Origin of the sequence: Burkholderia sp. MSMB1589WGS (assembly GCF_001636105.1) — a bacterium.
Lineage (GTDB): Bacteria > Pseudomonadota > Gammaproteobacteria > Burkholderiales > Burkholderiaceae > Burkholderia > Burkholderia humptydooensis.
Genome location: NZ_LNJT01000006.1, coordinates 247,370 through 269,473 on the forward strand (window position 1 = coordinate 247,370; position 22,104 = coordinate 269,473).

Genomic DNA, 22,104 nt, shown 5'->3' on the forward strand with positions numbered 1-22,104 from the left:
TCCATGGATATCCGCAAACTCCAGCGCGTGATCGTCGACGCTCTCGAAGACGTCAAGGCGCAAGACATCAAAGTGTTCAACACGAGCCACCTGACCGAGCTGTTCGATCGCGTGATCGTCGCGTCCGGCACGTCGAACCGGCAAACGAAGGCGCTCGCGTCGAACGTGCGCGACAAGGTCAAGGAAGCCGGCGGCGACGTCGTCAGCTCCGAGGGCGAGGACACGGGCGAATGGGTGCTCGTCGATTGCGGCGACGCGGTCGTCCACATCCTGCAGCCGGCGCTGCGCCAGTACTACAACCTCGAGGAGATCTGGGGCGACAAGCCGGTGCGGATGAAGCTCGGCGGCCCGGCGGCGAACGCGCGCGGCGCGCGCGCGGCTGACGGCGCCGACGAGGACGAGCCGGACGAAGACGAGGCCCACACGGCCGCTACCGCAGCCCGCCCGGCCCGCAAGACGACGGCCGCGCGCCGCCGCTGAGCGCGCCGCCGCGCGCCGTTTTGTCGCTTTCCTTGTTGTCGCTCTCATTGCGTTCGCCGTCATGAAACTGCACATCGTCGCGGTCGGCCACAAGATGCCCGGCTGGATCGCAACCGGCTTCGACGAATATGCGAAGCGGATGCCGCCCGAGCTGCGGATCGAGCTGCGCGAGGTGAAGCCCGAGCTGCGCTCGGGTTCGCGCACGGCCGACAGCGTGATGGCCGCCGAGAAGCAGCGGATCGAGGCCGCGCTGCCGAAAAACGCGCGCGTCGTCGCGCTCGACGAGCGCGGCCGCGACTGGACCACGATGCAGCTCGCGCAGGCGTTGCCCGCGTGGCAGCAGGATGGACGCGACGTCGCGTTTGTGATCGGCGGCGCCGACGGGCTCGATCCGGAGCTGAAATCGCGCGCCGAGCTGCTGCTGCGCGTGTCGAGCCTCACGCTGCCGCACGGCATGGTCCGCGTGCTGCTCGCCGAGCAGCTTTACCGCGCGTGGAGCATCACGCAGAATCACCCCTACCATCGCGCGTAGCGGCCGTCGTCCCGACGCGCCGCGCACGCGCTCATCGAGACTACCGAGAAGATGCCCGACCGCGCCGCCGCCCCGTCCTACCCGTTCGTCTACCTCGCCTCGCAAAGCCCCCGGCGCCGCGAACTGCTCGACCAGCTCGGCGTGCGCTACGAACTGCTCGCGCCCGCGCCCGATGAGGATGCCGAAGCGCTCGAAGCCGTGCTGCCGGGCGAAGCGCCCGACCATTACGTGCTGCGCGTGTGCGTCGCGAAGGCGGAAGCGGCGCGCGCGAGGCTCATCGCGAGCGGCAAGCCGGCCGCGCCCGTGCTCGTCGCCGACACGACGGTGACGATCGACGGCGCGATCCTCGGCAAGCCCGCCGACGCCGCCGACGCGCTCGCGATGCTCGCGCGCCTCGCCGGCCGCACGCATGACGTGCTGACGGCGCTCGCCGTGATCGATGCGACAGGCGAGCTGATGCCGCCCGCGCTGTCGCGCTCGGAAGTCCGCTTCGGCCCCGCGACGCGCGGCGCGCTCGCACGCTACGTCGAAACCGGCGAGCCGTTCGGCAAGGCGGGCGCGTACGCGATCCAGGGGCGCGCCGCGGAATTCGTCGAGCAAATCGATGGCTCCCATTCAGGTATCATGGGTCTGCCCCTTTTTGAGACCGCGGCGCTGCTGCGCGCGGCGCACGTCGCCTTCTGAATCGCACCATGAACGAAGAGATCCTGATCAACATCACGCCGCAGGAAACGCGGGTCGCGCTCGTCCAACAAGGCGCGGTGCAGGAGCTTCACGTCGAGCGCACGCTGTCGCGCGGACGCGTCGGCAACATCTATCTCGGCAAGGTCGTGCGCGTTTTGCCCGGCATGCAGTCGGCGTTCATCGACATCGGGCTCGAGCGCGCGGCATTCCTGCACGTCGCCGACATCTGGCAGCCGCGCGCGGGCGACGCGCCCGCCGCCGCGGCGCACCACCCGATCGAGAAGATCGTGTTCGAGGGCCAGACGCTGATGGTCCAGGTGATCAAGGACCCGATCGGCACGAAGGGCGCGCGGCTGTCGACGCAGATCAGCATCGCGGGGCGCACGCTCGTCTACCTGCCGCAGGAGCCGCACATCGGCATCTCGCAGAAGATCGAGAGCGAGGCCGAGCGCGAGGCCGTGCGCGCGCGGCTGACCGCGGTGATCCCGGCCGACGAGAAAGGCGGCTACATCGTGCGCACGATCGCCGAGGACGCGAGCTCCGACGAGCTCGCCGGCGACGTCGCGTATCTGCGCAAGACGTGGGCGACGATCGTCGGGCAGGGCCAGCGGCTGCCGCCGACGAGCCTGCTGTATCAGGATCTCGACCTCGCGCAGCGCGTGCTGCGCGACTTCGCGAACGACGACACGACGCGCATCCAGGTCGATTCGCGCGAGACGCACCAGCGGCTCGTCGATTTCGCGGCCGAGTTCACGCCGGCTGTGAGCCCGAAGCTGCACCACTACACCGGCGAGCGGCCGCTCTTCGACCTGTACAACATCGAGGCCGAAATCCAGCGCGCGCTGTCGCGGCGCGTCGATCTGAAGTCGGGCGGCTACCTGATGATCGACCAGACCGAGGCGATGACGACGATCGACGTGAACACGGGCGGCTACGTCGGCGCGCGCAATTTCGACGACACGATCTTCAAGACGAACCTCGAGGCGGCGCACACGATCGCGCGGCAGTTGCGGCTGCGCAATCTCGGCGGGATCATCATCATCGACTTCATCGACATGGAGAACGCCGAGCATCGCGACGCGGTGCTCGCCGAGCTGAAGAAGGCGCTCGCGCGCGACCGCACGCGCGTGACGGTGAACAGCTTCTCGCAACTGGGGCTCGTCGAGATGACGAGGAAGCGCACGCGCGAATCGCTCGCACACGTGCTATGCGAGCCGTGCCCGACGTGCCAGGGCAAGGGCCAGGTGAAGACGTCGCGCACCGTGTGCTACGACATCCTGCGCGAGATCCTGCGCGAGTCGCGGCAATTCAACCCGCGCGAGTTTCGCGTGATCGGATCGCAGCAGGTGATCGACCTCTTTCTCGACGAGGAATCGCAGCATCTCGCGATGCTGATCGACTTCATCGGCAAGCCGGTGTCGTTGCAGGTCGAGTCGAACCTGAGCCAGGAGCAGTACGATATTGTGTTGATGTAGGGTTCACCCTATATCACCCCGCATCATCCCCCGTTACTATCTTCACGCCCCGATAATCGGGGTTTTGGCCAGCCAGGCCCGGTCTCGCCGAGCTTGAGCGCTTGCCTCAGGGGCGATACTCGTAAAGCGCAAAGCTATCGGCAAGGCGGTGCGGGCTGGCACGCCATGAACCGGTGGATCTAATCGCGGCGCGGTGCCCGGTACTGAGCCACGCGCTCGATTGCATCCGTCTCCCATCGACCAAGGCGCATTGCCTCTTCCAACATGCCGAGCGTCAGCGGCACTCGTGGCGGCTTACGAAACCGCTTGGAAAAGAGGGCGAGAAACGACGTCAACAGTTCCTGTCCCTCCGGGCCGAAATAACGGTCATACGGGAATCCTTCGGCCTGGACACCAAACGCCTCTGCCCATTTGTCGATATACTCGACCGCATCCGTGCCGGTCACGCCTAGGTCCTGCTCAAGGCGCGACGACGGTTCAAGTCGCAGTTCGCCGCCGAACAGCGGCCGCCCCAGTTCCTCGCGCGTAAACGCGGCCAACTTTTCCCATGTATCGGTCGGCATGGTCAGAACACCCTATCTTCCGGTTCGGCGACGGCGTTATACATGCGCACGGTGTTGAACATGATCATCGCCGCGTCCGTGGCCAGAAACACCTCTCCGACTACAGGAATAGTCCGGCCGACCCAAGCGCCAAGGTTCTTCGTGAACGCGATGCGCACACCCTGCACACCTACCGTCATGATCATCGGCAAGCGCCTTTTCAGTTCGAACGGCAGCAGCTTCCGGGCAGCGATCGATATAACCGACGTGCCTTTGGTCGCGTTGGCGAATTTCCCCGGCACTGGCACATCGGCCTGACCGAGTAGCGTAGCCGAGGCGGCGGCGAGATCGTAGAACCCGAGACGCTTTTGCGTCTCGTCGACGGCGACCCAGAAGAACAAGTCGACCGGTTGAAGATTAGTATGCCCGCTGTACGAATAGCGATTGTCCGCCATACGGCCCTCGGTGTTGTTTGAATGAGGCCGAGATTACCAGAATCGCAAACGCCGACTTACCCTGTATCATCCCGTCTCGCGCTCCAAACTGAATTTTCATCAACCCCGAGACAGTACGATATCGTCTTGATGTAGATTCGTCCGGCGGCGCTCGGGCGGCCGACGATCCGAGCGGCCGCGCATCGATCCGCCCGCCGGCCGCCGGCATTGACCGGCTTTCCCGCGGCGCCGAACGATGCGAAAACCATCGCGCCGCGACGCCCGCTCGACCGCCAGGGTTCCGCATGAGAATCGACCACGCGCCGCATCTGAACTATCCGGGCGTCTCGCTTCGCCCACTCGAACGCGCCGACACGCACGCGTGGTATGCGTACCTGAAACTGCCGCACGTCGTCGAGCACACGAGCTGGAACCTGCGCGCCCGTGAAGACCTGCTGCCGCTATTCGACGATGACGAATCCAATTCGGCCGAATCGAATCGGCGTCTCGCGATCGTCGACGACGGCACGCGCGAATTGATCGGCACGATCGGCTTTCACACGATTTCAGCGACGAACCGTACCGCCGAGATCGCCTACGATCTCGCGCCTTCGCATTGGGGAAAAGGCATCGCGCGCGCCGCATGCGCGTGCGTCACCGCGTGGTCGTTCGAGCACTGCGGCTTCGTCCGCGTGCAAGGAACGGTATTGACGAGCAACGCGCGATCGGCGCGCGTGCTCGTCGCTTGCGGCTATCGATACGAAGGCCTGCTGCGTTCCTATCGCATGGTGCGAGGCACACCGGGCGACTTTGCGCTCTATTCGCGACTGGCAGCCGATTGACGATCGCCGGCCGCGCTCGCAGGCAAACGAACAGCCGGACAGCCTCAACCGGCCAGCCGCCGCCGTCGCTTCCGTTAAAATCCCGCCTTTCCAACCGGACCGGCCCTTTCGCGATGCAACCCGCCCCCCTCGCCCCACCCGCTTCCCAAGGCACCGACGGCGCCGAATCCGCCCACGATCTCGTCTACGGCCCCGACGACCGCCCCGCGCCGACGGTCGCCTTCGTCGCCGCCTTGCAGCACCTGCTCGCCATCCTCGTGCCGATCGTCACGCCCGGCCTGCTGATCTGCCAGGCGCTCGGCGTCGCGAGCCGCGACACCACGCTGATCGTGTCGATGTCGCTCGTCATCTCCGGCTTCGCGACCTTCGTCCAGTGCAAGCGCTTCGGCCCGCTCGGCGCCGGCCTGCTGATCGTCCAGGGCACGAGCTTCAACTTCGTCGGCCCGCTCATCGCGGGCGGCAGCCTGATGGTCAAGCAGGGCACGCCGGTCGAAACCGTGATGGCCGCGATCTTCGGCGTCGTCATCGCCGGCTCGTTCGTCGAAATGGCCGTGTCGCGCATCCTGCCCTTCGTCAAGCGCCTCATCACTCCGCTCGTCACCGGCATCGTGGTGCTGCTGATCGGCCTCACACTCATCAAGGTCGGCCTCGTCAGCATGGGCGGCGGCTATGGCGCGATCGCCAAGGGCAGCTTCGGCAGCGCCGAAAACCTGACGCTGTCGGGCCTCGTGCTCGGCACCATCATCGCGCTGAACCGCGTGCCCATCGTCTGGGTGCGCAGCACCGCGCTCGTCATCGCGCTCGCGCTCGGCTATCTCGCGGCCGCCGCGATGGGCCGTCTCGACTTCACCGGCGCGCGCGAAGCCGCGCTGTTCCAGATCCCCACGCCGCTGCACTTCGGCCTCGCGTTCTCGTGGCCGCTCTTCGTGCCGATGCTGATCATCTATCTCGTCACGTCGCTGGAAGCGATCGGCGACGTCACGGCCACGAGCAAGATCTCCCGGCAGCCCGTCGAGGGGCCGCAGTGGATGCGCCGCATCAGGGGCGGCGTGCTCGTCAACGGCGCGAACTCGCTGCTCGCCGGCGTCTTCAATACGTTCCCGAGCTCCGTCTTCGCGCAGAACAACGGCGTGATCCAGCTCACCGGCATCGCGAGCCGCCATGTCGGCATCTGGATCGCGGGCATGCTCGTGCTGCTCGGCCTGTTCCCCGTCGTCGCGGGCGTCCTGCAAGCGGTGCCCGAGCCCGTGCTGGGCGGCGCAGCGATGGTGATGTTCGGCGCGGTGGCCGCGTCCGGCATCAACATCCTCGCCGGCATCCGGCTCGACCGCCGCGCGCTGCTGATCATCGCCGTCTCGCTCGCCCTCGGGCTCGGCGTGTCCCAGGTGCCGGAGATCCTGACGAACCTGCCGCACGCGCTCAGGAACGTGCTCGAATCGGGCGTCGCGACGGGCGGCATCTGCGCGCTCGTGATGAACTGGTTCCTGCCCGGGGAAGGCATGACGCGCCCGCAAGACTCCTGAAAAGAATCGGCGGTCTGCGGACCGCCGTCAGGCTTCGTCAGGCTTCGGCAACGAACGACGCTCGCGAATCCGGATGAATTCGCGCCGCCCCGTCCGTTCAGGACCGATGTCCGGAAATCGGCCCTGCCTCGCCGGTCAGGTTGAAGATGCTGTCGATCCACGCAAGAAAGGTCGAGAACGTGAAGTCCGACCATTGCTCGGTACGGTATGCCTTCATGACGGGCACGTCCGCCGGGTCCTGCTGATTGAGCAGATCGGCGACGAACGTGCCGACGTCCGCGTCGATGCCGTTCTCGTGGATGCCCGATCCCGTGAAGCTGACCGCCGTCACCTGATGGTTGCCCATGAAATCGTCGCGCGCCCACGGGATGAAATAGCCGAAGTTCGGCAGCGGATTCAGCACCTGCTTCAGATTGCTCAGTTCGCGGTCGAACATCGCGAGCGACAGTTCGTCCTTCGTCGCGTCGTCCGGCGCCGCGATCACCGCGGGCACGAAAGGACGGTAATGATAGGCCGCGATGATCTTGTCGCGCCGGTACGTCGTATAGCCGAAGCGGTCGCGCGGATAGGTCGCCGATAGCGCCGCATACGCGCTGCCCATGTTGCCCGGATCGAAGTGGCGCGTCAGCCGGCTGTTGATCGTGATCATGCCGTCGGGCGCCGTCATCCCCCATTCGTCGCGCACCTTGTCGTACAGGCCGACGGACGGGTACGTCGCCGGGTCGGCGCCGAAGCGCGTATTGAAGACGGTGCCCGCATCGTCGAGCAGCGAGCTGTGCATTTGCGGCTGCAACGTGCTGCGCAACGTCGCGTAGTTGCCGAGGGTGCCGTAGCCGCCCGCACTCGTTCCATACACGAGCAGCCGGCCCGGCTTGCCGAATCCGTGGTCGACGAGCCACTGCGCGACCACCCGGACGTTTTTCAGGCCACTGTAGTGCTGAATCCGCCAGTCGCCCGACGGCGACACATAGCTGCGCACCGCGCTGCCCATATGAATGTCGCCCGTACAGTACGGAACGAACACCTGCGTCCATTCCTGCGTCTCGACCTTCGGCTCGCCGACGAGGATATGCGCGAGATCCATCCGCGTCATCAGCGGCGACAGAAACGACGACTTCAGGCTCTGCTGCACGGTGCCGTTCACGTAGTTGTGCGGGATGCCGTCGGGATTGAACGCGCCGAGCCCCGCCTGCGCGCCGGTCGCGGTTTCGGTACAGGTGCCGTGATCCCAGCATGCGCCGCCCGGCTCCATCATGTAGAGCAGATTGTCCGATTGCGCGCGGTTGATATAGAAGCGCATCGGCGTGCCGTTGCCGCATGACGCGCCGCTGCTTTCCGGCAGCGTCACTTCGTACCACGAATAATAGGGAATCGACGGGTCCTGCATCGCAGCAGCAGCCTGCCCGCCGACGGCGGCTACGCTCAGCAGGCCGGCGACGCACAGGCGTTCGACACATTCGCGTACGGACATGCTCTCCTCCATCTCTATCGATCGGTTTTCCACGACGCGCGTGCACTTTCGCGGCGATGCGGTCGCGGCTCGCTCAACGGGTATCGGATCGGGAAGTCTGGTCGAACAGTTGAACGCGCAGCGCCTGCAGGCGCTGCGCGATGACGGCCTGTTGCTGATCGGGATCGGGAACGCTCGCCTGAACCTGCCGGACGATGTCCCGGCTCTGCTGCGCGTAGGCCAGATAACGCGGATCGCGTGCGGGCGACGGCCCCACCGTCTGCCGGGCGTAGGCGTCCCACTGTTGCCGCATCGACTGGATGGCCGCGCCGCGCGTCTCGGGGTCCGCCGTCGCGTCCGCAAGCAATGCGGCGCTGAGCGCCTCGGCCTGCACGGGAACAATTTCGTTGCGCGCAACGTGCTCGGGCAGCTCGGCAAGAATCTGACGGGCCAGCCGCGCCCGCTCCGCAGCCGGCATGCTGTTTCTGCCCTCGCCGTATGCCGCGATCCGGTCGCGAAAGCGGGCGAATGCGACGATGCGCTGCAATTGCGCTTGCGCATCGTCGCTGCCAGCGAGACTCTTTCGCAGTGCGACGAGATCCAGCTTGCGCTCGGAGGGGCCGGCGTCGGCTCGCGTCTCGTCCGCCGCATCCACGGGCGGTTCGCCGCGCTCGTTGGGCGTCGCGTCGGATCGCACGGGATGGGCTACAGCCGTCTGTGACGGCGACACGTATCGCCATCCCGCAACCGCTGCGCCGATCATCGCCAACAGCAACGCGGTTCGCCAAAGCGCTTTCGATTTTTTCACGGCGTCTCCTCATCGGGCCGTCGCGACGCTTCACTGTCTGCTTTCGTGTAGGTTCTATGTCGAAACCCAACCGTGGTCAAAGCGCGCACTAGAAGCGATCTACTAATCGACAAAAGACGAAGCGAACGCACGCATTGCCTGCATTTTTCGACACGCCGCGTTCGTCGACGACGGTCGTGTTTCAGTTGCGGTTCAGTTGGGCTTCGGTCGCGCTGCGGTCATGGATTCGACCGCGCGAACTCGTTCGCCCGAATGCGGCTGACGCTCGTTGCTCCGACGATGCGAATGCACGGCGAGTCGACATGCGCGATCGGCTCGTCGCATTGCGTCCGGAGCGCAATGGCCGTGCTCGTCGAATTCGAATCGACGAACCGCGCCGTCGGCGGATGCGCCCGCATGGCGGCCGTCATGTGCGGCTGATCGGCGCGCCGCGCGCGACGCCGTGGCGCGACTCGCTCAACGAAATGCAGGCAGGGGGGCGGCGGCGCAATCCGCGCGCGGCGGCACGCGTCGTCCGCCGCCGTCGCATTTTGCAATGGTCTTGTAAAAAAGCGCTCGCCGCCGTTCAGTCTTCGCCGCGCTTCGTCCGCGACACCCGCTCCGTGCGGTCCGGCACGATGTCCGCGCTGTCGTCGAACGTCAAATCGCCGTCCGCCGATGCGCGCTCGCCCATTCCGCCGCGGTCCGTGTCGCTTTCGAGTTCTTCGTCGCCCGTCTCGGGCGCGTGATGGTCGAACCCGGCGTCGACGTCGCACGGCCACCGCTTCGCCCCCGCAACGTCGCTACCGCAATCCGACTAATCGCTCGGGCCGAGCGAACGGCTGTCGTCGCTCGCCGACGGACGCTCGTCCGGTTGGTGCGGCTCGTCGTCCGGATTCGGCGTGCTGCTCATGTCGCCGCCCTCTGTCGATCGGGCGAATCGTGCGCCGGCCCAGGCGCGCCGTGCGCCTTGCGTGCGCGTTGCCTGCGCCGCGCGCCCGGCCGACGCGCTTCGGTGGATCAACCTCCGCCGGATGCGCCGCCGGGCGCCGCACCGGAACTGCCGGACGGCGCCATCGGTGTGGGCTGCACGCCGCCCGTCGCGCCGCCCGTCGAGCTCGAATCGGTGTTCGAGCCGCCCTGCTTCGAGCACGAAGCCATCGTCATCGCCAGTCCGGCCGTCGTCACCCCGACGGCGACCACTCGCCACATGCTTCGATGAAATTCGGGTCGCATAGCACCTCCTGCAGTGAACGAATCCGTCGCGCAGCAAGCGACGTGCCGCGTGCTGCTGCGGCGAGCGGGGCGTGCGACCGGCCGGCCGCGCGGTGGCCGGACGGCAGCCGGCGCGCGGCCAGCGACGCGTTCGCGGTGACGGCGGCGCTCGCGGCCCATGCTGGCCTCGCGGCCTGCGCTGCCTCGTTGCCTTTCGCCTTCCTCGTCTCCTTCGCAGCACACGTCGCACACGCTGCGCCGCACACGCCGCCGCGCTGCGCATCGCCTAGAATTTCCTTCAAAGGACAACGACGAAAAAACGGCCGCGCGACGGGCGCAGTGCATGCCGAGCGCGGCCTGGGAGACAGCCATGTCCGAGCCGCCGCTTCCGTCTCGACAAGTCGATTACGAAGGCTTCGAGATCCACGTGTCGCCGGCCCCAACGCAAACCGACGCGAACCGCTACACGTACGCCGGCTACGTGTGCCATCCGGGCGCCGATCCGGCGCTGCCCGGCCACACGGTGCCGTTTCACGCGGACGGCGAAGAGAGCTTCCGCAGCGCCGACGAGGCGTTCCACGAGGCGGTGTCGATCGGCCGCAGCATCGTCGACGGCACGCATCCGGATCTGTCGGTGCTGTCTCTCGTCACTCACGGCTATTGATGCCGCGCGACAAGCGGCGCGGCGCGGCGGCAATGCCGGCGTCGCCGGCTTCTGGCGTCGGCGTTCGGTGACGGCTGACGCTTGACGTGCGGCGTTTGCGGATTCACCTTCGGCTTCGGGCTGCCGGCATGGGGTCGCCCTTTGCTGTTCACCGTTCACTATCGGTCATCGATCACCCGCCGCGCGTCGCCGGCAAGCACCGCTCTTTCGTCAACCGCCCGCGACGACATCGCTCGCCCCCGGCTCCGCCGTTAAACCACGACGCCCGCCGGCGCCCAGCGCACGCTGCGCCACCAGGAACGAAAACGTCAGATGGCCCGCGATCCCGGACTCGAAGCGCTCGTCGAAGACGAACTGAAATTCGAACCCAACGTCGTCGCGCAAGCGATGTTCGGCGGTTGGGCGTGGCTGCTCGATGGCCATCTGCTGTGCGCCGCGCGCGACGACGGCATGCTCGTCAGGCTCGGCAAGGGCAACGACGGCTGGGCGCTGAAGCATCCGGGCATCGTCCGGATGATCTCGCGCGGCAGGCCGATGCTGGGCTGGGTGCGCGCCGCGCCCGACGCGTACGGCAACGACGCGTTGCGCCGCAGCCTGATCGACGCGGCGCTCGCGTTCGTCCGCTCGCTGCCGCCGAAGTAGCATGCGCGCGCCGTCTCCCGCGCCGTTCTCAGGCGGCGATCCGTATCGCGGCACGCCCGCCGAATACGCGCAGGCGGGACGCACGTAGCGCGGCTCGTCTGGCGGCGCACGACGCCGAACGGATGACATCGCGCGACGAGCGGGGACCGTCAATGAATCCCGGCTCGCGCCGCCGCCGATTCGCCCGTCATCCGGCAGCCCGCGTGCCCGCCGCGCGCGCGGCCGTACTCGCGCGCGGCACCACCGCATACCGTCGCGAAATGCCCAACGCAATCAGCGCGGCGACCGTCAGCGCCGCCGATGCCGGCGCGAGCAGGCCGACGCCCCACGTGTCGGCGACCCGCCCGCCGAGCGCCGAGCCGAGCGAGATGCCCGCGAAGATTCCCGACGAATTGAGCGCGAGCGCCATCCCCCGGTAATGCGGCTCGAGGCCGACGACGCGCCGCAGTTGCGACGGATAGAACAGATCCTGCATCAGCGCCCAGAGCGTGAGCAGCGCGAGCGCCGCGGCAAACCGCGCGTCGCCCCCGAAACCTGTCGCCGCGAGCGCGGCAAGGCCCGCGAACACCGCGAGCATCGCGCCCATCGCCGCGGCAAGCAGCGGCTCGGCGGACCAGCGCCGCGCGACGCGCTGCGCGACGAGATTGCCGAGCATGCCCGTCACGCCGAACACGAGGAGCGCGAACGCGCCCTCACCCGCACTCGCGCCGAAGCGCCGATGCAACAGCGGCAGGATCAGCGTGTACGTGCAGAAGAACGCGCCCGTCTGCAGCACGACGACGGCGAGGCCCGCCGCCGTCGCGGGACGCGCGAGCAACGCAACGAGCCCGCCCGCTCGCATCCGTTCGCCGCGCGACGCGTCGCGGACCGTGCCGGCGATCCACGCGGCGCTGCCGAGCGCGACGGCGGCGAGCCAGCCGAACGTCGCACGCCAGCCGAGCGCCTGCGCGACCCACGCCGACAGCGGCGCGCTGACGACGCTCGACAACGTCACGCCGACGAACACGATCGCGAGCGCCTTGCCCTGCCGCTCGGCCGGCGCGAGCCCGGCGCCGATCGCCGTCGCAACCGGGCTCACCGCGCCCGCGCCGACGCCCGCGACGATCCGCGCCGCAAGCAGCCAGCCGAAGCTCGGCGCGAACGCGCCGGCGAGCGTCGCGAGCGACGTCGTCAGCAGGCCGGCGATCAGCACGCCGCGCCGCCGCCGATGCCCGATCAGCATTTGCAGCACCGGCGCGCCGATCGCGAACGCGATCGAGAACGCCGCCATCAGGAGCGCCGCGCGCCCCGGCGCGATCCGCCAGTCGGCGGCCAGCGACGGCAGCGCGCCCACCACGCCGTACGACATGCTGCCCATCGCGAAATTGGCGCTCGCGAGCGCCCGTAGCGCATGACGCTCGGTTTCGTGTGTCTTCATCGAATGCCCTTCGAAAGTCCGGTCGCGGCCACCCAAGCCGCGTCTCGCGACAGTCTGCGCATCCCGTTGGTATATTTGAAATCGATTCTTCGTATTGGAGCCATTTACATGAAAAATATGTCGACCGAATGGCGCGGCGCCGACCTCGCGCTGCTCGCCGCGCTCGACGTACTGCTCGAAGAGGCGAACGTGACGCGCGCGGCCTCGCGGCTGCATTTGAGCCAGCCGGCGCTGTCCGCGCAGCTCGCGCGGCTGCGCGAGCTGATCGGCGATCCGCTGCTGCTGCCCGCGAAGAACGGCCGCGGAATGGTGCCGACCGCACGGGCCCTCGCGCTGCAAGGCCCGTTGCGCGGCGCGCTGCGCGAATTGCAGGCCGCGCTGCGCCACGGCGCCGCGTTCGATCCGGCGACCGACGAGCGCACGTTCCAGATCGTCGCGAGCGACAACGGCTTCGTGATGGCGGGCCTCGATCTCGTGCGGCACGTCGCGACGCACGCGCCGGGCGTGCGCCTCGCGTTCCGCAATGTGCCGGCCGACGCTGCGGGCGCACTGCTCGAGCGCGGCGAGGCCGACCTGCTGATCGCGGCCGATTTCGCGGTGCCGCGCGCGACGATCGCGCGCCCGCTGCTGCGCGAGCGCTATGTGATGGCGCAGCGCAACGGGCATCCGCGCGGCCTCGCGCCCCCCGATCTCGACGCGTACTGCGCGCTTCGCCACGTGATCGTATCGGGCGACGGCGGCGGCCTGCACGGCTTCATGGACGACCGCCTGCGCGCGCTCGGACGCTCACGGGCCGTCGCCGTGTCGGTGCAGCAGTACCATCTCGCGCCGCTCGTGCTCGAAGCGACCGACTATGTGTGCGCGCTGCCCGAGCGCTTCCTGCTGCGCTTCGCCGACCGGCTCGATCTGCTGCCGCTGCCCGTCGAAGTCGACGGCTTCACGCTCGCCGCCGCGTGGCACCCGCGGCTGCACGCCGATCCCGCGCATCGCTGGCTGCGCAGCGCGCTGTTCGCCGTCGCGGGCCGGCGCACGGAGGACGAGCCGCCCGCCGGGCCGGCCGCGGCATCGGACGACGACTCGCACGCGACATGACTGCCAGCGCCCTGCATACGCGAAACGGCGCGCCGAAGCCGAACGCAGCAGTTCAAGGGCGACGGCCTTCGGGCATCGCCGCGCCTGCCGCTGTCACAAATACGCCGCCTGCTTCGTCTTGATCCTTCGAACGCTTCAAACCCTTCGAACCGCAAGTCTTTCAAGCAGCCCGTCCAGCAAACCCCAGGAACATGACCGAAACCTCCCGCCCGGCGCCGCCCGACGAACCGTTCACCGCGCTACGCCCGCGCCTCTTCTCGATCGCGTACCGGATGCTCGGCACGCGCGCCGACGCCGAAGACGTGCTGCAGGACACCTGGCTGCGCTGGCACCAGGCCGCCCGCGACGCGCTCGACTCGCCCGAGGCGTGGCTCGTCACGGTCGTCACCCGGCTGTCGATCGACCGGCTGCGCGCCGCGAAAGCACAGCGCGACGCCTACGTCGGCTGGTGGCTTCCGGAGCCGCTCGTCGACGTCGACGAGCGCACGCCCGAGACCGCGGCCGAATTCGCCGACAACCTGTCGGTCGCGCTGCTGTGGGTGCTCGAACGCCTGTCGCCCGAGGAACGCGCGGCGTTCCTGCTGCGCCAGGCGTTCGAGCGCGACTACGCGGAAATCGCGCAGTTGCTCGACAAGAGCGAGGCCGCCTGCCGCCAGCTCGTCCACCGCGCGTCGACGCGCGTGCAGCAGGAACACCGGCGCTTCGACGTGTCGCGCGACCGGCACCGGCAACTCGTCGAGCGCTTCGCGCAGGCGTCGGCAAGCGGCGAGCGCAGCGCGATCCAGGCGCTACTCGCGGACGATGTCGAGCTCGTCGGCGACGGCGGCGGCAAGGTGCCGTCGTTCTTCAAGGTATTGCGCGGCGCGTTCCGGATCGCGAATCTGTACTGGGTCGTCGGCAGGCGCCATGCCGGGCGGGTCGAGTACCGGCTCGCGCAGATCAACGGCGAGCCGGGCCTGCTGCGCTTCATCGACGGGCAGATCGAATCGGCGCAGGCGTTCGTCACCGATGGCGCACGGATCGTCGCGATCTACGCGGTGCGCAATCCGGACAAGCTCGCGCATATTCCGACCGGCCATGCGTGACGCGCGTGGCGCGGCGCGCGCTGCGACGGATCACATTCCGGCGCGCCACGGCCCGGCTCGGTACGACTCGCTCTCCCTGTCTCGCCCCTCCACGCGACGCTTGGTCTCGTCTCGCACTCAGCATGGTACGGCGTGCATCGGAAACCGCTCCATCGTCCGAACGGCCAACGATTTCGCTCCGCGCCACACCGACCAGCAACGCATGCTCGCGACACCCTGTCACAAACGCGCGACGCGCCACGTCTTGTAGGCGAGAGGGCCGCATCGGGCGGCCCCGCTTTCAGAGGAAACCGATCATGGCGCACGCCCCCCGCCTTCCGTACCCGAAGCTCGCATCGAAGCCGTTCAACGCGCTGCTCCATCTGTCCGAAACCGTGTGGAGCGGCTCGCTCGGCAAGCAACTCGTCGATCTGGTGTTCCTGCGCGTCTCGCAGATCAACGGCTGCGCGTACTGCATCGACATGCACTGGCGCGATCTCGTGAAGCTCGGCGTGAACGAGCGGCATCTGAACGCGGTCGCCGGCTGGCGCGAGGCCCCGTTCTTCGACGCACGCGAGCGCGCCGCGCTGCAATGGGCGGAAAGCGTCGCGCGGATTCCGCACACGGACCCGGGCGACGAGGCGTTCGCGCAGTTGCAGGCGCACTTCTCCGATGCCGAGATCGCCGAGCTCGGCTTCGCGATCGCGACAATCAACGCGTGGAATCTGCTGAACGTCAGCTTCAGGAATCCGATTCCGGAGACGACGTAAGCGGACGCCGGGCGACGCGTCGCCTCTACCCCGCCGGATGCCGGGCCCGGCCGCAGCGACGGCGGCCACCGCCGCGCCGCCCGCGCCCGCAACGCAACCGCCCGGCGGGATACGCCAAACGACGAGCGGCAAAGCGAACAAGAGGCAAAAAAAAATTCTCCCGGCACCCGCCGTCCGCGGCGCTGACCGTCGCCAACTCAGCCATTCACTCCAACTGCCCCGCGCGAGCGTACCATTCGATTCGAACGCCCACCCCGGCCCGTCGCGCGGCGCCGTTTTCCGGCCCGTATTCTTCACAGGTTAAACTCTGTCCTCCCGCGATGCCCTTCGGGCGTCAGCCATCATCGCCAGCGGCGCGCCCATGCGGCCCGCCCCCGTCCATGGAGTATTTCTTGATGAGCGGCGGATTCCCGCGTTCTGCCTTCCGTCTCCCCAGTCCCGTCGCCACCGCGGCACCCGTCGTCCTCGCCACGCTCGCGCTGTCCGGCTGCGCGCTGTTCCGCGCGCCGCAGGCGCCCGCGCCCGTCGTCGAAGCGGTGGCCGTGCCCGTCGAGCCGGCGAGCGAGCCCGTCGCCGCGCCCGGGCCCGCGAGCGCGCCCGAGCCCGTCGAGACCACGCCGCCGAAGAAACCGCACCGCGAGGCCGCCCCGCCGAAAAAGCCCGCGCGCGCCGTACCGCCGCCTCCTGCGCCCGCGCCTGCGCCCGCGCCGCTCGTGACGACGCGCGCGATCGAGCGCGGCCAGGTGCACGCGCTCCTCGACAGCGAGGTGCGACGCGGCGGCAAGGTGATCGGCCGCGCGGTCGACATGACGGCCGACGCGAACGGCGCGCCGCGCGAGATGCTCGTGAACCTGCAGGGCTTCATGGGCGTCGGCGACCGCAAGGTCAGCTTCCCGTGGAAGCTGTTCCGCTTCACGCCGGGCGGCAAGCAGGAGCCCATCGTCCTCGACATGCCGGCCACCGCGCGGCTGCAACCCGCCGACCGCCCGAAGACAGTGCCGCTCACGGGTTCGACGCGGGCAGGCGCCGAGCCCGGCCAGATGCGGATCATCGACGCCGACATCGAGCGCCCGAACGGCACGAAGGTCGGCCGCGTCGTCGACGTGCTGATCGGTCACGACGCGCAGCCGCAGGCGGTCGTGCTCGACGTCGGCGGCCTCGTCGATCCGGATCGGCACACGATCGCCGCGAACTGGTCGGCGCTGCGCTTCGCGCCGAAGGACAAATCGCTGCGCGCGCTGCTCGACCTGAACGACGCGCAACTGAGGGCGTCGCCGCCCTACGCCGGCGACAAGCCGATCCTCGCCGTCTCGCCCGCCACCCCAGCCGCCCCCGCCGCCGCGCCGGCAACCGCTCGAGCAGGTGCGAAACAATGACGGTCCGGCATGCGGTCAGCGCGCGTAGCCTGCGCGCCCTCGACTGGCTCAACTTCTTTGTCGCGAACGTGCAGACAGGCTTCGGTCCGTTCATCGCGTCGTATCTCGCGTCGCACAAGTGGACGCAGGGCGAAATCGGCATGGTGCTGTCGATCGGAACCATCAGCGCGATGGTGAGCCAGGTGCCGGGCGGCGCGGCCGTCGACGCGCTGAAGAACAAGAAAGGCGCGGCCGCGTGGGCGATCGCCGCGATCATCCTGTCCGCGGTGCTGCTCGCCGCGAGCCCGACCGTCGTGCCCGTGATCGCGGCCGAGGTGTTCCACGGGTTCGCGAGCTGCATGCTCGTGCCGGCGATGGCGGCGATCTCGTTCGCGCTCGTCGGCCGCGAGAGCCTCGGCGACCGGCTCGGCCGCAACGCGCGCTGGGCGTCGCTCGGCAGCGCGATCGCGGCGGGCCTGATGGGACTCACGGGCGAGTACTTCTCCGCGCGCGCGGTGTTCTGGCTGACGGCGGCGCTCGCGCTGCCCGCGCTCGTCGCGCTCGCGATGATCGAGCCGGCGCACCGCCATCATCACGCGGCGCCGCGCGCATCCGCGCCGCGCGACGACGCCGATGAAGACGAAGAGCACGAAACGCTGCGCGAGCTGCTGCGCGACAAGCGGATGCTGATCTTCGCCGCGTGCGTCGTGCTGTTCCATCTGTCGAACGCGGCGATGCTGAACCTCGCCGCGGGCGAAGTGACGGCGGGCATGGGCGAGAACGTGCAGCTCGTGATCGCCGCGTGCATCATCGTCCCGCAGGCGATCGTCGCGATGCTTTCGCCGTGGGTCGGACGCTCCGCGCAGCGCTGGGGCCGCCGGCCGATCCTGCTGCTCGGCTTCGCCGCGCTGCCGCTGCGCGCGCTGCTGTTCGCCGGCGTGTCGAGCCCGTACCTGCTCGTGCCCGTGCAAATGCTCGACGGCATCAGCGCCGCCGTGTTCGGCGTGATGCTGCCCCTCATCGCCGCCGATGTCGCGGGCGGCAAGGGGCACTACAACCTGTGTATCGGGCTCTTCGGACTCGCGGCGGGTGTCGGCGCGACGTTCAGCACGGCGCTCGCCGGCTTCGCGGCCGACCACTTCGGCAACGCGACGAGCTTCTTCGGGCTCGCCGCCGCGGGCGCGCTCGCGACGCTGCTCGTCTGGTTCGCGATGCCCGAGACGCGCGACGCGGCGCTCGCCGAAGACGCGCAGCGCTCGAGCGCCGAGCCGGCGCAGTGACGGGCCGACGGCCGCTGAACCGGCGTGCGGCGCGCTTTCCCCCCCTCCTTGCCTGACCGAGATGGAAACGATCAAAGCATTCAACGACGCGCGCCGACAGATCCAGGAATCAGTGCTCGACCTGTTCAAGGGCTTGTCGCTCAGGGAGCGCCTGCTGCAAGGCGCGCTGATGGCCGTGCAGGCCGCGAGCGGCGCGTGCCTCGCGTATGGGATCGGCCGCGCGCTGCACACCGAGCAGGCCGTGTGGGCGGCGATCACCGCGATCGCGGTCACGCAGCACAACTACACGGACACGATCAACCTGTCGCGCGACCAGTTCATTGGCGCGATGGTGGGCGGACTGATCGGCTTCGCGGGCGCGGCGACGGGTGCCGGCCACTTCGTCGCGTACGCGGTCACGATCGTGGTCGCGATCATCTGCTGCTGGTGTCTGAACGTCGGCAGCGCAGCGCGGCTCGGCGCGATCACCGCGACGATCGTGCTGCTGTTTCCGGGCGAAGGCCCGCTGTGGGACATTCCGCTCGTGCGGCTCGGCGAAGTGACGCTCGGCACCGCGTGCGCGATGGCGGTCGGCTGGACGATGTCGCGGATCGAGCGGCGCTGGTTCGCGAAAGACTGAAGCCGCAGCGAACGGGCGAATGCGGCAAAAGTGAAAACGGCGGTGGCGCGCGAAGAAAGCGCGGTGTCGAACGGTGCTGAACAGTGCCGAACGACACCGCCCCGCGCGACGCTCCGACAGACAGCCGCCCTCGCCGGCGCGGCGGCCGCGAGCCGCATCCGAGCCGGCCGGGAAACGGGATGTGCGCGGCCCCCCGTATCGGCCGCTGCGCCCGATTTCGCGGGAAACGGCGGTCGGCGCACCGCGCGTCGGCCGGCTTACGGTCCGATCTGCAGGATGACGCCCGTCGAGATGCGCACGAGCAGGTAGTCGCCGCCGATCCCGACCCAGTGATAGCCGCGCGGCGGCGGCGACAGGCGGTACCCGCGCCAGTCGTCGATCACGTACTGGCGGTCCCGGTATTCGTCCGGCAGGCGATCTCCGCGGCGCCACGCGGCGTTTTCGTCCCCGCGGTGCTCGCCGGGACGGGGGCCGCCGTCGTCGCCGTATCCGCCGTGATCGCGCCCGACATGCTTGCCTGGAGGCGGCCCGTGGCGTTCGTCGCCCGGTCCGCCCGGGCCGTGGGGTTGGGCGGCGGCGAGCGACGACACGAGCGCGCCGGCAGCGAGCATCGAAATCCACAGCGTACGATGTGCTTTCATCGAATCTCTCCGTGAAAAGGCGCAACCGGCTGTCGGCGCCGGGGCGCATAGAAAAAGGTAGCACATCGCGCCGAATCCGCCGGAAATTGCGGGTCGAGATCAAAAAAATCCGAGACGGCTCAAATCGCCGATTCGGCGACACTGCTGCTTGCTCGGACCGCGCCGTCCGGCCTTCTGGTCCAGCTCCGTCTTCCGTCTCCGGCCATCCGCTCGTCTGCCCCATCGACCCTCCGATCTCTCCGGGTTGCCCCGTCCGAGTCGCCCGAGTCGCTCGAATCGTCGCTCGTCGCCGGGAGCCGGCGCGCTGATCACAACTGCCTTGCCGGACGCGCACCGCAAGCCGGCCCCCGTCCGCTTGCGCAATCGCGCCGGCCGCCCAGCGGCACGCGGGTATACTCGCGCTCACCGCTCAACGCCCCTCTCGCATTCAGACACCGCTTTCATGGCAGAACCCACTCTCGGCGTCGCCCTCATCGCCCACAACGCCGCGGCCCGACTGGCCGAATGCCTCGACGCGCTGTCGTTCGCCGACGACATCGTCGTCGTCGACGGCGGCAGCACCGACACGACCGTCGGCATCGCGAAGACGCACGGCGCGCGCGTCATCGTCGCCGCCGACTGGCCGGGCTTCGGGCCGCAGAAGAATCGCGCAGTGGCCGCGCTCGACACCGACTGGATCCTGTCGATCGACACCGACGAGATCGTCACGCCCGAGCTCGCCGCATCGATTCGCGCGGCGATGCGCGCGCCGCGCGCGCCGGTCTATGCGCTCGACCGGCTATCGAGCTTCTGCGGCACCTGGGTGCGTCACAGCGGCTGGTACCCGGACTGGCTGCCGCGGCTTTTCAGGCGAGGCGCGGCACGCTTTTCCGATGATCTCGTCCACGAGCGCCTCGTATTCGACGGACCGTCCGCGAAGCTCGACGGCAAGCTGCTTCACTACTCATACGAAGATTTCGAAACCGTGCTGCGCAAGCTCGACGCATATTCGAGCGCGGGCGCCGCACAGCGTCGCGCGGCAGGCAAGCGCGGCGGGTTGGCGAAGGCGCTCGGACGCGGTGCGTGGGCATTCGTGCGCACCTATCTGCTGCGGCGCGGCTTCCTGGATGGACGGGCGGGCTTCATGATCGCCGTGTTCAATGCCGAAACGGTCTACTACCGCTTCCTGAAGCTCGGATTTTCGCGGCCGCAAAAGAGGCGCGACTGACGCGCGGAGAATCCGCGCCGGCACGGTCGCACGATGCACTCGCTGCACGCGTGATCCGCACCACGCCCGATCGATCACACGCAGCCGAACGAATCGCGTCGTCGAAGTCGAGGCACGCCGCGATACACCGGCCCGATCCGGGGGGCCGCCTTACTTGCGCGCCCCGAGCCGGCTGACGTCGACCGGCATCGCGACGTCCGCCTGCGTGCTCGCCGCATCGAGTCCGAGCATCGCGGCCGCGGCGCCGATCACGCGCGCCGACGACAATTCAGTCAAGCATCGGCTCCAACTGTCCAGATGCCGGTCGCAGCCTTCGAGCTTGCACGGCACGCAGTCGCCTTCTCCTTGCAGAAGTTGGACGTTGCCGTGCCGCCCGGAGCCGCGCAGCGGCCACGGCTCGTTGCCGGCCGGCCAGTGCGCGGGCCACGGGCCCCAGCGCGTCGGATTCGACGGCCCGAAGAGGGCGATCGTCGGAACGCCGCAAGCGGCGGCAACGTGGGTCGCGCCGGTGTCCGGGCCGATGAAGAGCCGCGCGCGCCGGAACATCTCGGCGCTCTCGCCGAACGACAGCTCGCCCGCCATGTTCAGCACGGGCTCGCCCGCCGCTTGCGCGATCCGCGCCGCATAGTCGCGCTCGGGCTGCGCGGGGCCGCCGCTCAACGCAACCGCGAAGCCCCGGCTGCGCGCCCAGCGCACGAGATCGACCCAGCCGTCCTCGTGCCACTGCTTGTAGCGAAACATCGGATACGGATGCAGCACGACATACGGCTCGTCGCGCGACAGCGCGGACGACCCGTACAGCTTCGCGTCGAAGCGCGCGCGCGCGGCGGGATCGTCGCCGATGCCGGGCGCGACGACGTCGGCGCACGGCGTCACGCCGAGCGCGCCGGCGAGCGACAGATTGCTCGTGACGGTATGGACGCCGCGGTGCTCATCGGGCACGATGCCGTTCAGGATGAGCCGCGTGAGCCGCGTGACCCGCTCAGGATCGACGAGTCCGATCCGCCAGCGGCCCGCGAAGAACGCGTAGAAGCGCGCGCGATCGGAACTGATCGCAGCGCACGCGAGATCGTACTTGCGCCAGATGCGCAGCGCGTCGGCGATGCGTTCCTTCGGCCGAGCGCGCGGCGCGACCGTGATCACACGCCGGATGTCGGGATTGTGCTCGAGCACGCCTTCGGTGCCGCGAAACACGATCATGTCGATCTGCGCGTCGGGCCAGCGCGCCTTCAGCGACCGAACGAGCGGCGTCGTCAGCAGCACGTCGCCGAGACGACGCGTGCAGGACACGAGGATGGTGCGCGGCGGCCGGGGAAGCGTCAACGGAACAGTCACGGTGAAAGCCTGAGGAACGGGCGACTGGACATTTTAGCGAATTCGCGCCGCGCA

23 protein-coding genes and 1 pseudogene are annotated in these 22,104 nt (G+C 68.8%); 15 read left to right on the forward strand and 9 right to left on the reverse strand.

Annotated elements, in window-relative coordinates; all coding sequences use genetic code 11:
- Window positions 1–3 precede the first annotated feature (3 nt).
- The 4 genes from rsfS to rng all read left to right on the forward strand — a co-directional run bounded on the left by rsfS (window position 4) and on the right by rng (window position 3,171).
- The gene (rsfS, locus tag WT16_RS03485; protein ID WP_015601569.1) at window positions 4–480 is read left to right on the forward strand and encodes a ribosome silencing factor; all 477 of its coding nucleotides are present in this window, start codon (window positions 4–6) and stop codon (window positions 478–480) included.
- A gap of 61 nt (window positions 481–541) precedes the next feature.
- Window positions 542–1,012, forward strand: coding sequence for a 23S rRNA (pseudouridine(1915)-N(3))-methyltransferase RlmH (gene rlmH, locus WT16_RS03490; protein WP_015601304.1), 471 nt, complete (start codon window positions 542–544; stop codon window positions 1,010–1,012).
- Between the two features lie 51 nt (window positions 1,013–1,063).
- Complete coding sequence (locus WT16_RS03495) at window positions 1,064–1,696, forward strand: nucleoside triphosphate pyrophosphatase (protein WP_015602220.1); 633 nt, start codon at window positions 1,064–1,066, stop codon at window positions 1,694–1,696.
- An 8-nt stretch (window positions 1,697–1,704) separates the two neighbouring features.
- Complete coding sequence (rng, locus tag WT16_RS03500) at window positions 1,705–3,171, forward strand: ribonuclease G (protein WP_006025051.1); 1,467 nt, start codon at window positions 1,705–1,707, stop codon at window positions 3,169–3,171.
- Window positions 3,172–3,350: 179 nt separating this feature from the next.
- Here the strand turns inward: rng and WT16_RS03505 are convergent, their stop codons facing one another.
- Together WT16_RS03505 and WT16_RS03510 are read right to left on the reverse strand one after the other, a co-directional pair.
- Window positions 3,351–3,734, reverse strand: coding sequence for a DUF1493 family protein (locus WT16_RS03505; protein WP_063532719.1), 384 nt, complete (start codon window positions 3,732–3,734; stop codon window positions 3,351–3,353).
- Between the two features lie 2 nt (window positions 3,735–3,736).
- Window positions 3,737–4,168: an STM2901 family protein gene (locus WT16_RS03510; protein ID WP_063532720.1), complete on the reverse strand. Its 432-nt coding sequence runs from the start codon at window positions 4,166–4,168 to the stop codon at window positions 3,737–3,739.
- Window positions 4,169–4,452: 284 nt separating this feature from the next.
- Between WT16_RS03510 and WT16_RS03515 the strand changes: the two genes are divergently transcribed.
- Complete coding sequence (locus WT16_RS03515; protein ID WP_063532721.1) at window positions 4,453–4,989, forward strand: GNAT family protein; 537 nt, start codon at window positions 4,453–4,455, stop codon at window positions 4,987–4,989.
- 113 nt (window positions 4,990–5,102) lie between these two features.
- Entirely contained in the window at window positions 5,103–6,512 is a 1,410-nt protein-coding gene (locus tag WT16_RS03520) for a uracil-xanthine permease family protein (RefSeq protein WP_009911738.1), read from the forward strand.
- 97 nt (window positions 6,513–6,609) lie between these two features.
- Here the strand turns inward: WT16_RS03520 and WT16_RS03525 are convergent, their stop codons facing one another.
- From WT16_RS03525 to WT16_RS33430, 4 genes and pseudogenes are all read right to left on the reverse strand, one after another.
- Complete coding sequence (locus WT16_RS03525; protein WP_063533043.1) at window positions 6,610–7,983, reverse strand: pectin acetylesterase-family hydrolase; 1,374 nt, start codon at window positions 7,981–7,983, stop codon at window positions 6,610–6,612.
- Between the two features lie 73 nt (window positions 7,984–8,056).
- Window positions 8,057–8,770: a phospholipase C accessory protein PlcR gene (gene plcR / locus WT16_RS03530; protein WP_063532722.1), complete on the reverse strand. Its 714-nt coding sequence runs from the start codon at window positions 8,768–8,770 to the stop codon at window positions 8,057–8,059.
- A gap of 565 nt (window positions 8,771–9,335) precedes the next feature.
- Window positions 9,336–9,662: pseudogene (locus tag WT16_RS34285) on the reverse strand (chemotaxis protein).
- Window positions 9,663–9,769: 107 nt separating this feature from the next.
- Entirely contained in the window at window positions 9,770–9,985 is a 216-nt protein-coding gene (locus tag WT16_RS33430; protein ID WP_015602052.1) for a hypothetical protein, read from the reverse strand.
- A gap of 349 nt (window positions 9,986–10,334) precedes the next feature.
- On the opposite strand from WT16_RS33430, the gene WT16_RS03550 reads away from it, so the two are divergent.
- Together WT16_RS03550 and WT16_RS03555 are read left to right on the forward strand one after the other, a co-directional pair.
- Window positions 10,335–10,628, forward strand: a complete 294-nt coding sequence (locus tag WT16_RS03550; protein WP_059934718.1) for a hypothetical protein — start codon at window positions 10,335–10,337, stop codon at window positions 10,626–10,628.
- Window positions 10,629–10,940: 312 nt separating this feature from the next.
- Entirely contained in the window at window positions 10,941–11,270 is a 330-nt protein-coding gene (locus WT16_RS03555) for a TfoX/Sxy family protein (protein ID WP_006025040.1), read from the forward strand.
- Window positions 11,271–11,457: 187 nt separating this feature from the next.
- Here WT16_RS03555 and WT16_RS03560 read toward each other — a convergent pair whose 3' ends face one another.
- Window positions 11,458–12,687, reverse strand: a complete 1,230-nt coding sequence (locus WT16_RS03560; protein WP_063532725.1) for an MFS transporter — start codon at window positions 12,685–12,687, stop codon at window positions 11,458–11,460.
- Window positions 12,688–12,795: 108 nt separating this feature from the next.
- Between WT16_RS03560 and WT16_RS03565 the strand changes: the two genes are divergently transcribed.
- From WT16_RS03565 to WT16_RS03590, 6 genes are all read left to right on the forward strand, one after another.
- The gene (locus tag WT16_RS03565; RefSeq protein ID WP_063532726.1) at window positions 12,796–13,779 is read left to right on the forward strand and encodes a LysR family transcriptional regulator; all 984 of its coding nucleotides are present in this window, start codon (window positions 12,796–12,798) and stop codon (window positions 13,777–13,779) included.
- 191 nt (window positions 13,780–13,970) lie between these two features.
- Entirely contained in the window at window positions 13,971–14,864 is an 894-nt protein-coding gene (locus WT16_RS03570; protein WP_015600752.1) for an RNA polymerase sigma-70 factor, read from the forward strand.
- A gap of 296 nt (window positions 14,865–15,160) precedes the next feature.
- The gene (locus tag WT16_RS03575) at window positions 15,161–15,613 is read left to right on the forward strand and encodes a carboxymuconolactone decarboxylase family protein (protein WP_006025036.1); all 453 of its coding nucleotides are present in this window, start codon (window positions 15,161–15,163) and stop codon (window positions 15,611–15,613) included.
- Between the two features lie 395 nt (window positions 15,614–16,008).
- Complete coding sequence (locus WT16_RS03580) at window positions 16,009–16,989, forward strand: hypothetical protein (RefSeq protein WP_063533044.1); 981 nt, start codon at window positions 16,009–16,011, stop codon at window positions 16,987–16,989.
- Complete coding sequence (locus WT16_RS03585; protein ID WP_006025034.1) at window positions 16,986–18,248, forward strand: MFS transporter; 1,263 nt, start codon at window positions 16,986–16,988, stop codon at window positions 18,246–18,248. Before WT16_RS03580 ends, WT16_RS03585 begins: the two co-directional genes overlap by 4 nt.
- A 61-nt stretch (window positions 18,249–18,309) precedes the next feature.
- Window positions 18,310–18,867, forward strand: coding sequence for an FUSC family protein (locus WT16_RS03590; protein ID WP_063532727.1), 558 nt, complete (start codon window positions 18,310–18,312; stop codon window positions 18,865–18,867).
- A 257-nt stretch (window positions 18,868–19,124) separates the two neighbouring features.
- Here the strand turns inward: WT16_RS03590 and WT16_RS03595 are convergent, their stop codons facing one another.
- Window positions 19,125–19,508 (reverse strand): RcnB family protein, encoded by a 384-nt coding sequence (locus WT16_RS03595; RefSeq protein WP_006025032.1) that lies wholly within the window; start codon window positions 19,506–19,508, stop codon window positions 19,125–19,127.
- Between the two features lie 442 nt (window positions 19,509–19,950).
- Between WT16_RS03595 and WT16_RS03600 the strand changes: the two genes are divergently transcribed.
- The gene (locus tag WT16_RS03600) at window positions 19,951–20,715 is read left to right on the forward strand and encodes a glycosyltransferase family 2 protein (RefSeq protein ID WP_063532728.1); all 765 of its coding nucleotides are present in this window, start codon (window positions 19,951–19,953) and stop codon (window positions 20,713–20,715) included.
- A 150-nt stretch (window positions 20,716–20,865) separates the two neighbouring features.
- Here the strand turns inward: WT16_RS03600 and WT16_RS03605 are convergent, their stop codons facing one another.
- Window positions 20,866–22,038, reverse strand: coding sequence for a glycosyltransferase family 9 protein (locus tag WT16_RS03605; protein WP_059934712.1), 1,173 nt, complete (start codon window positions 22,036–22,038; stop codon window positions 20,866–20,868).
- Between the last annotated feature and the right edge of the window lie 66 nt (window positions 22,039–22,104).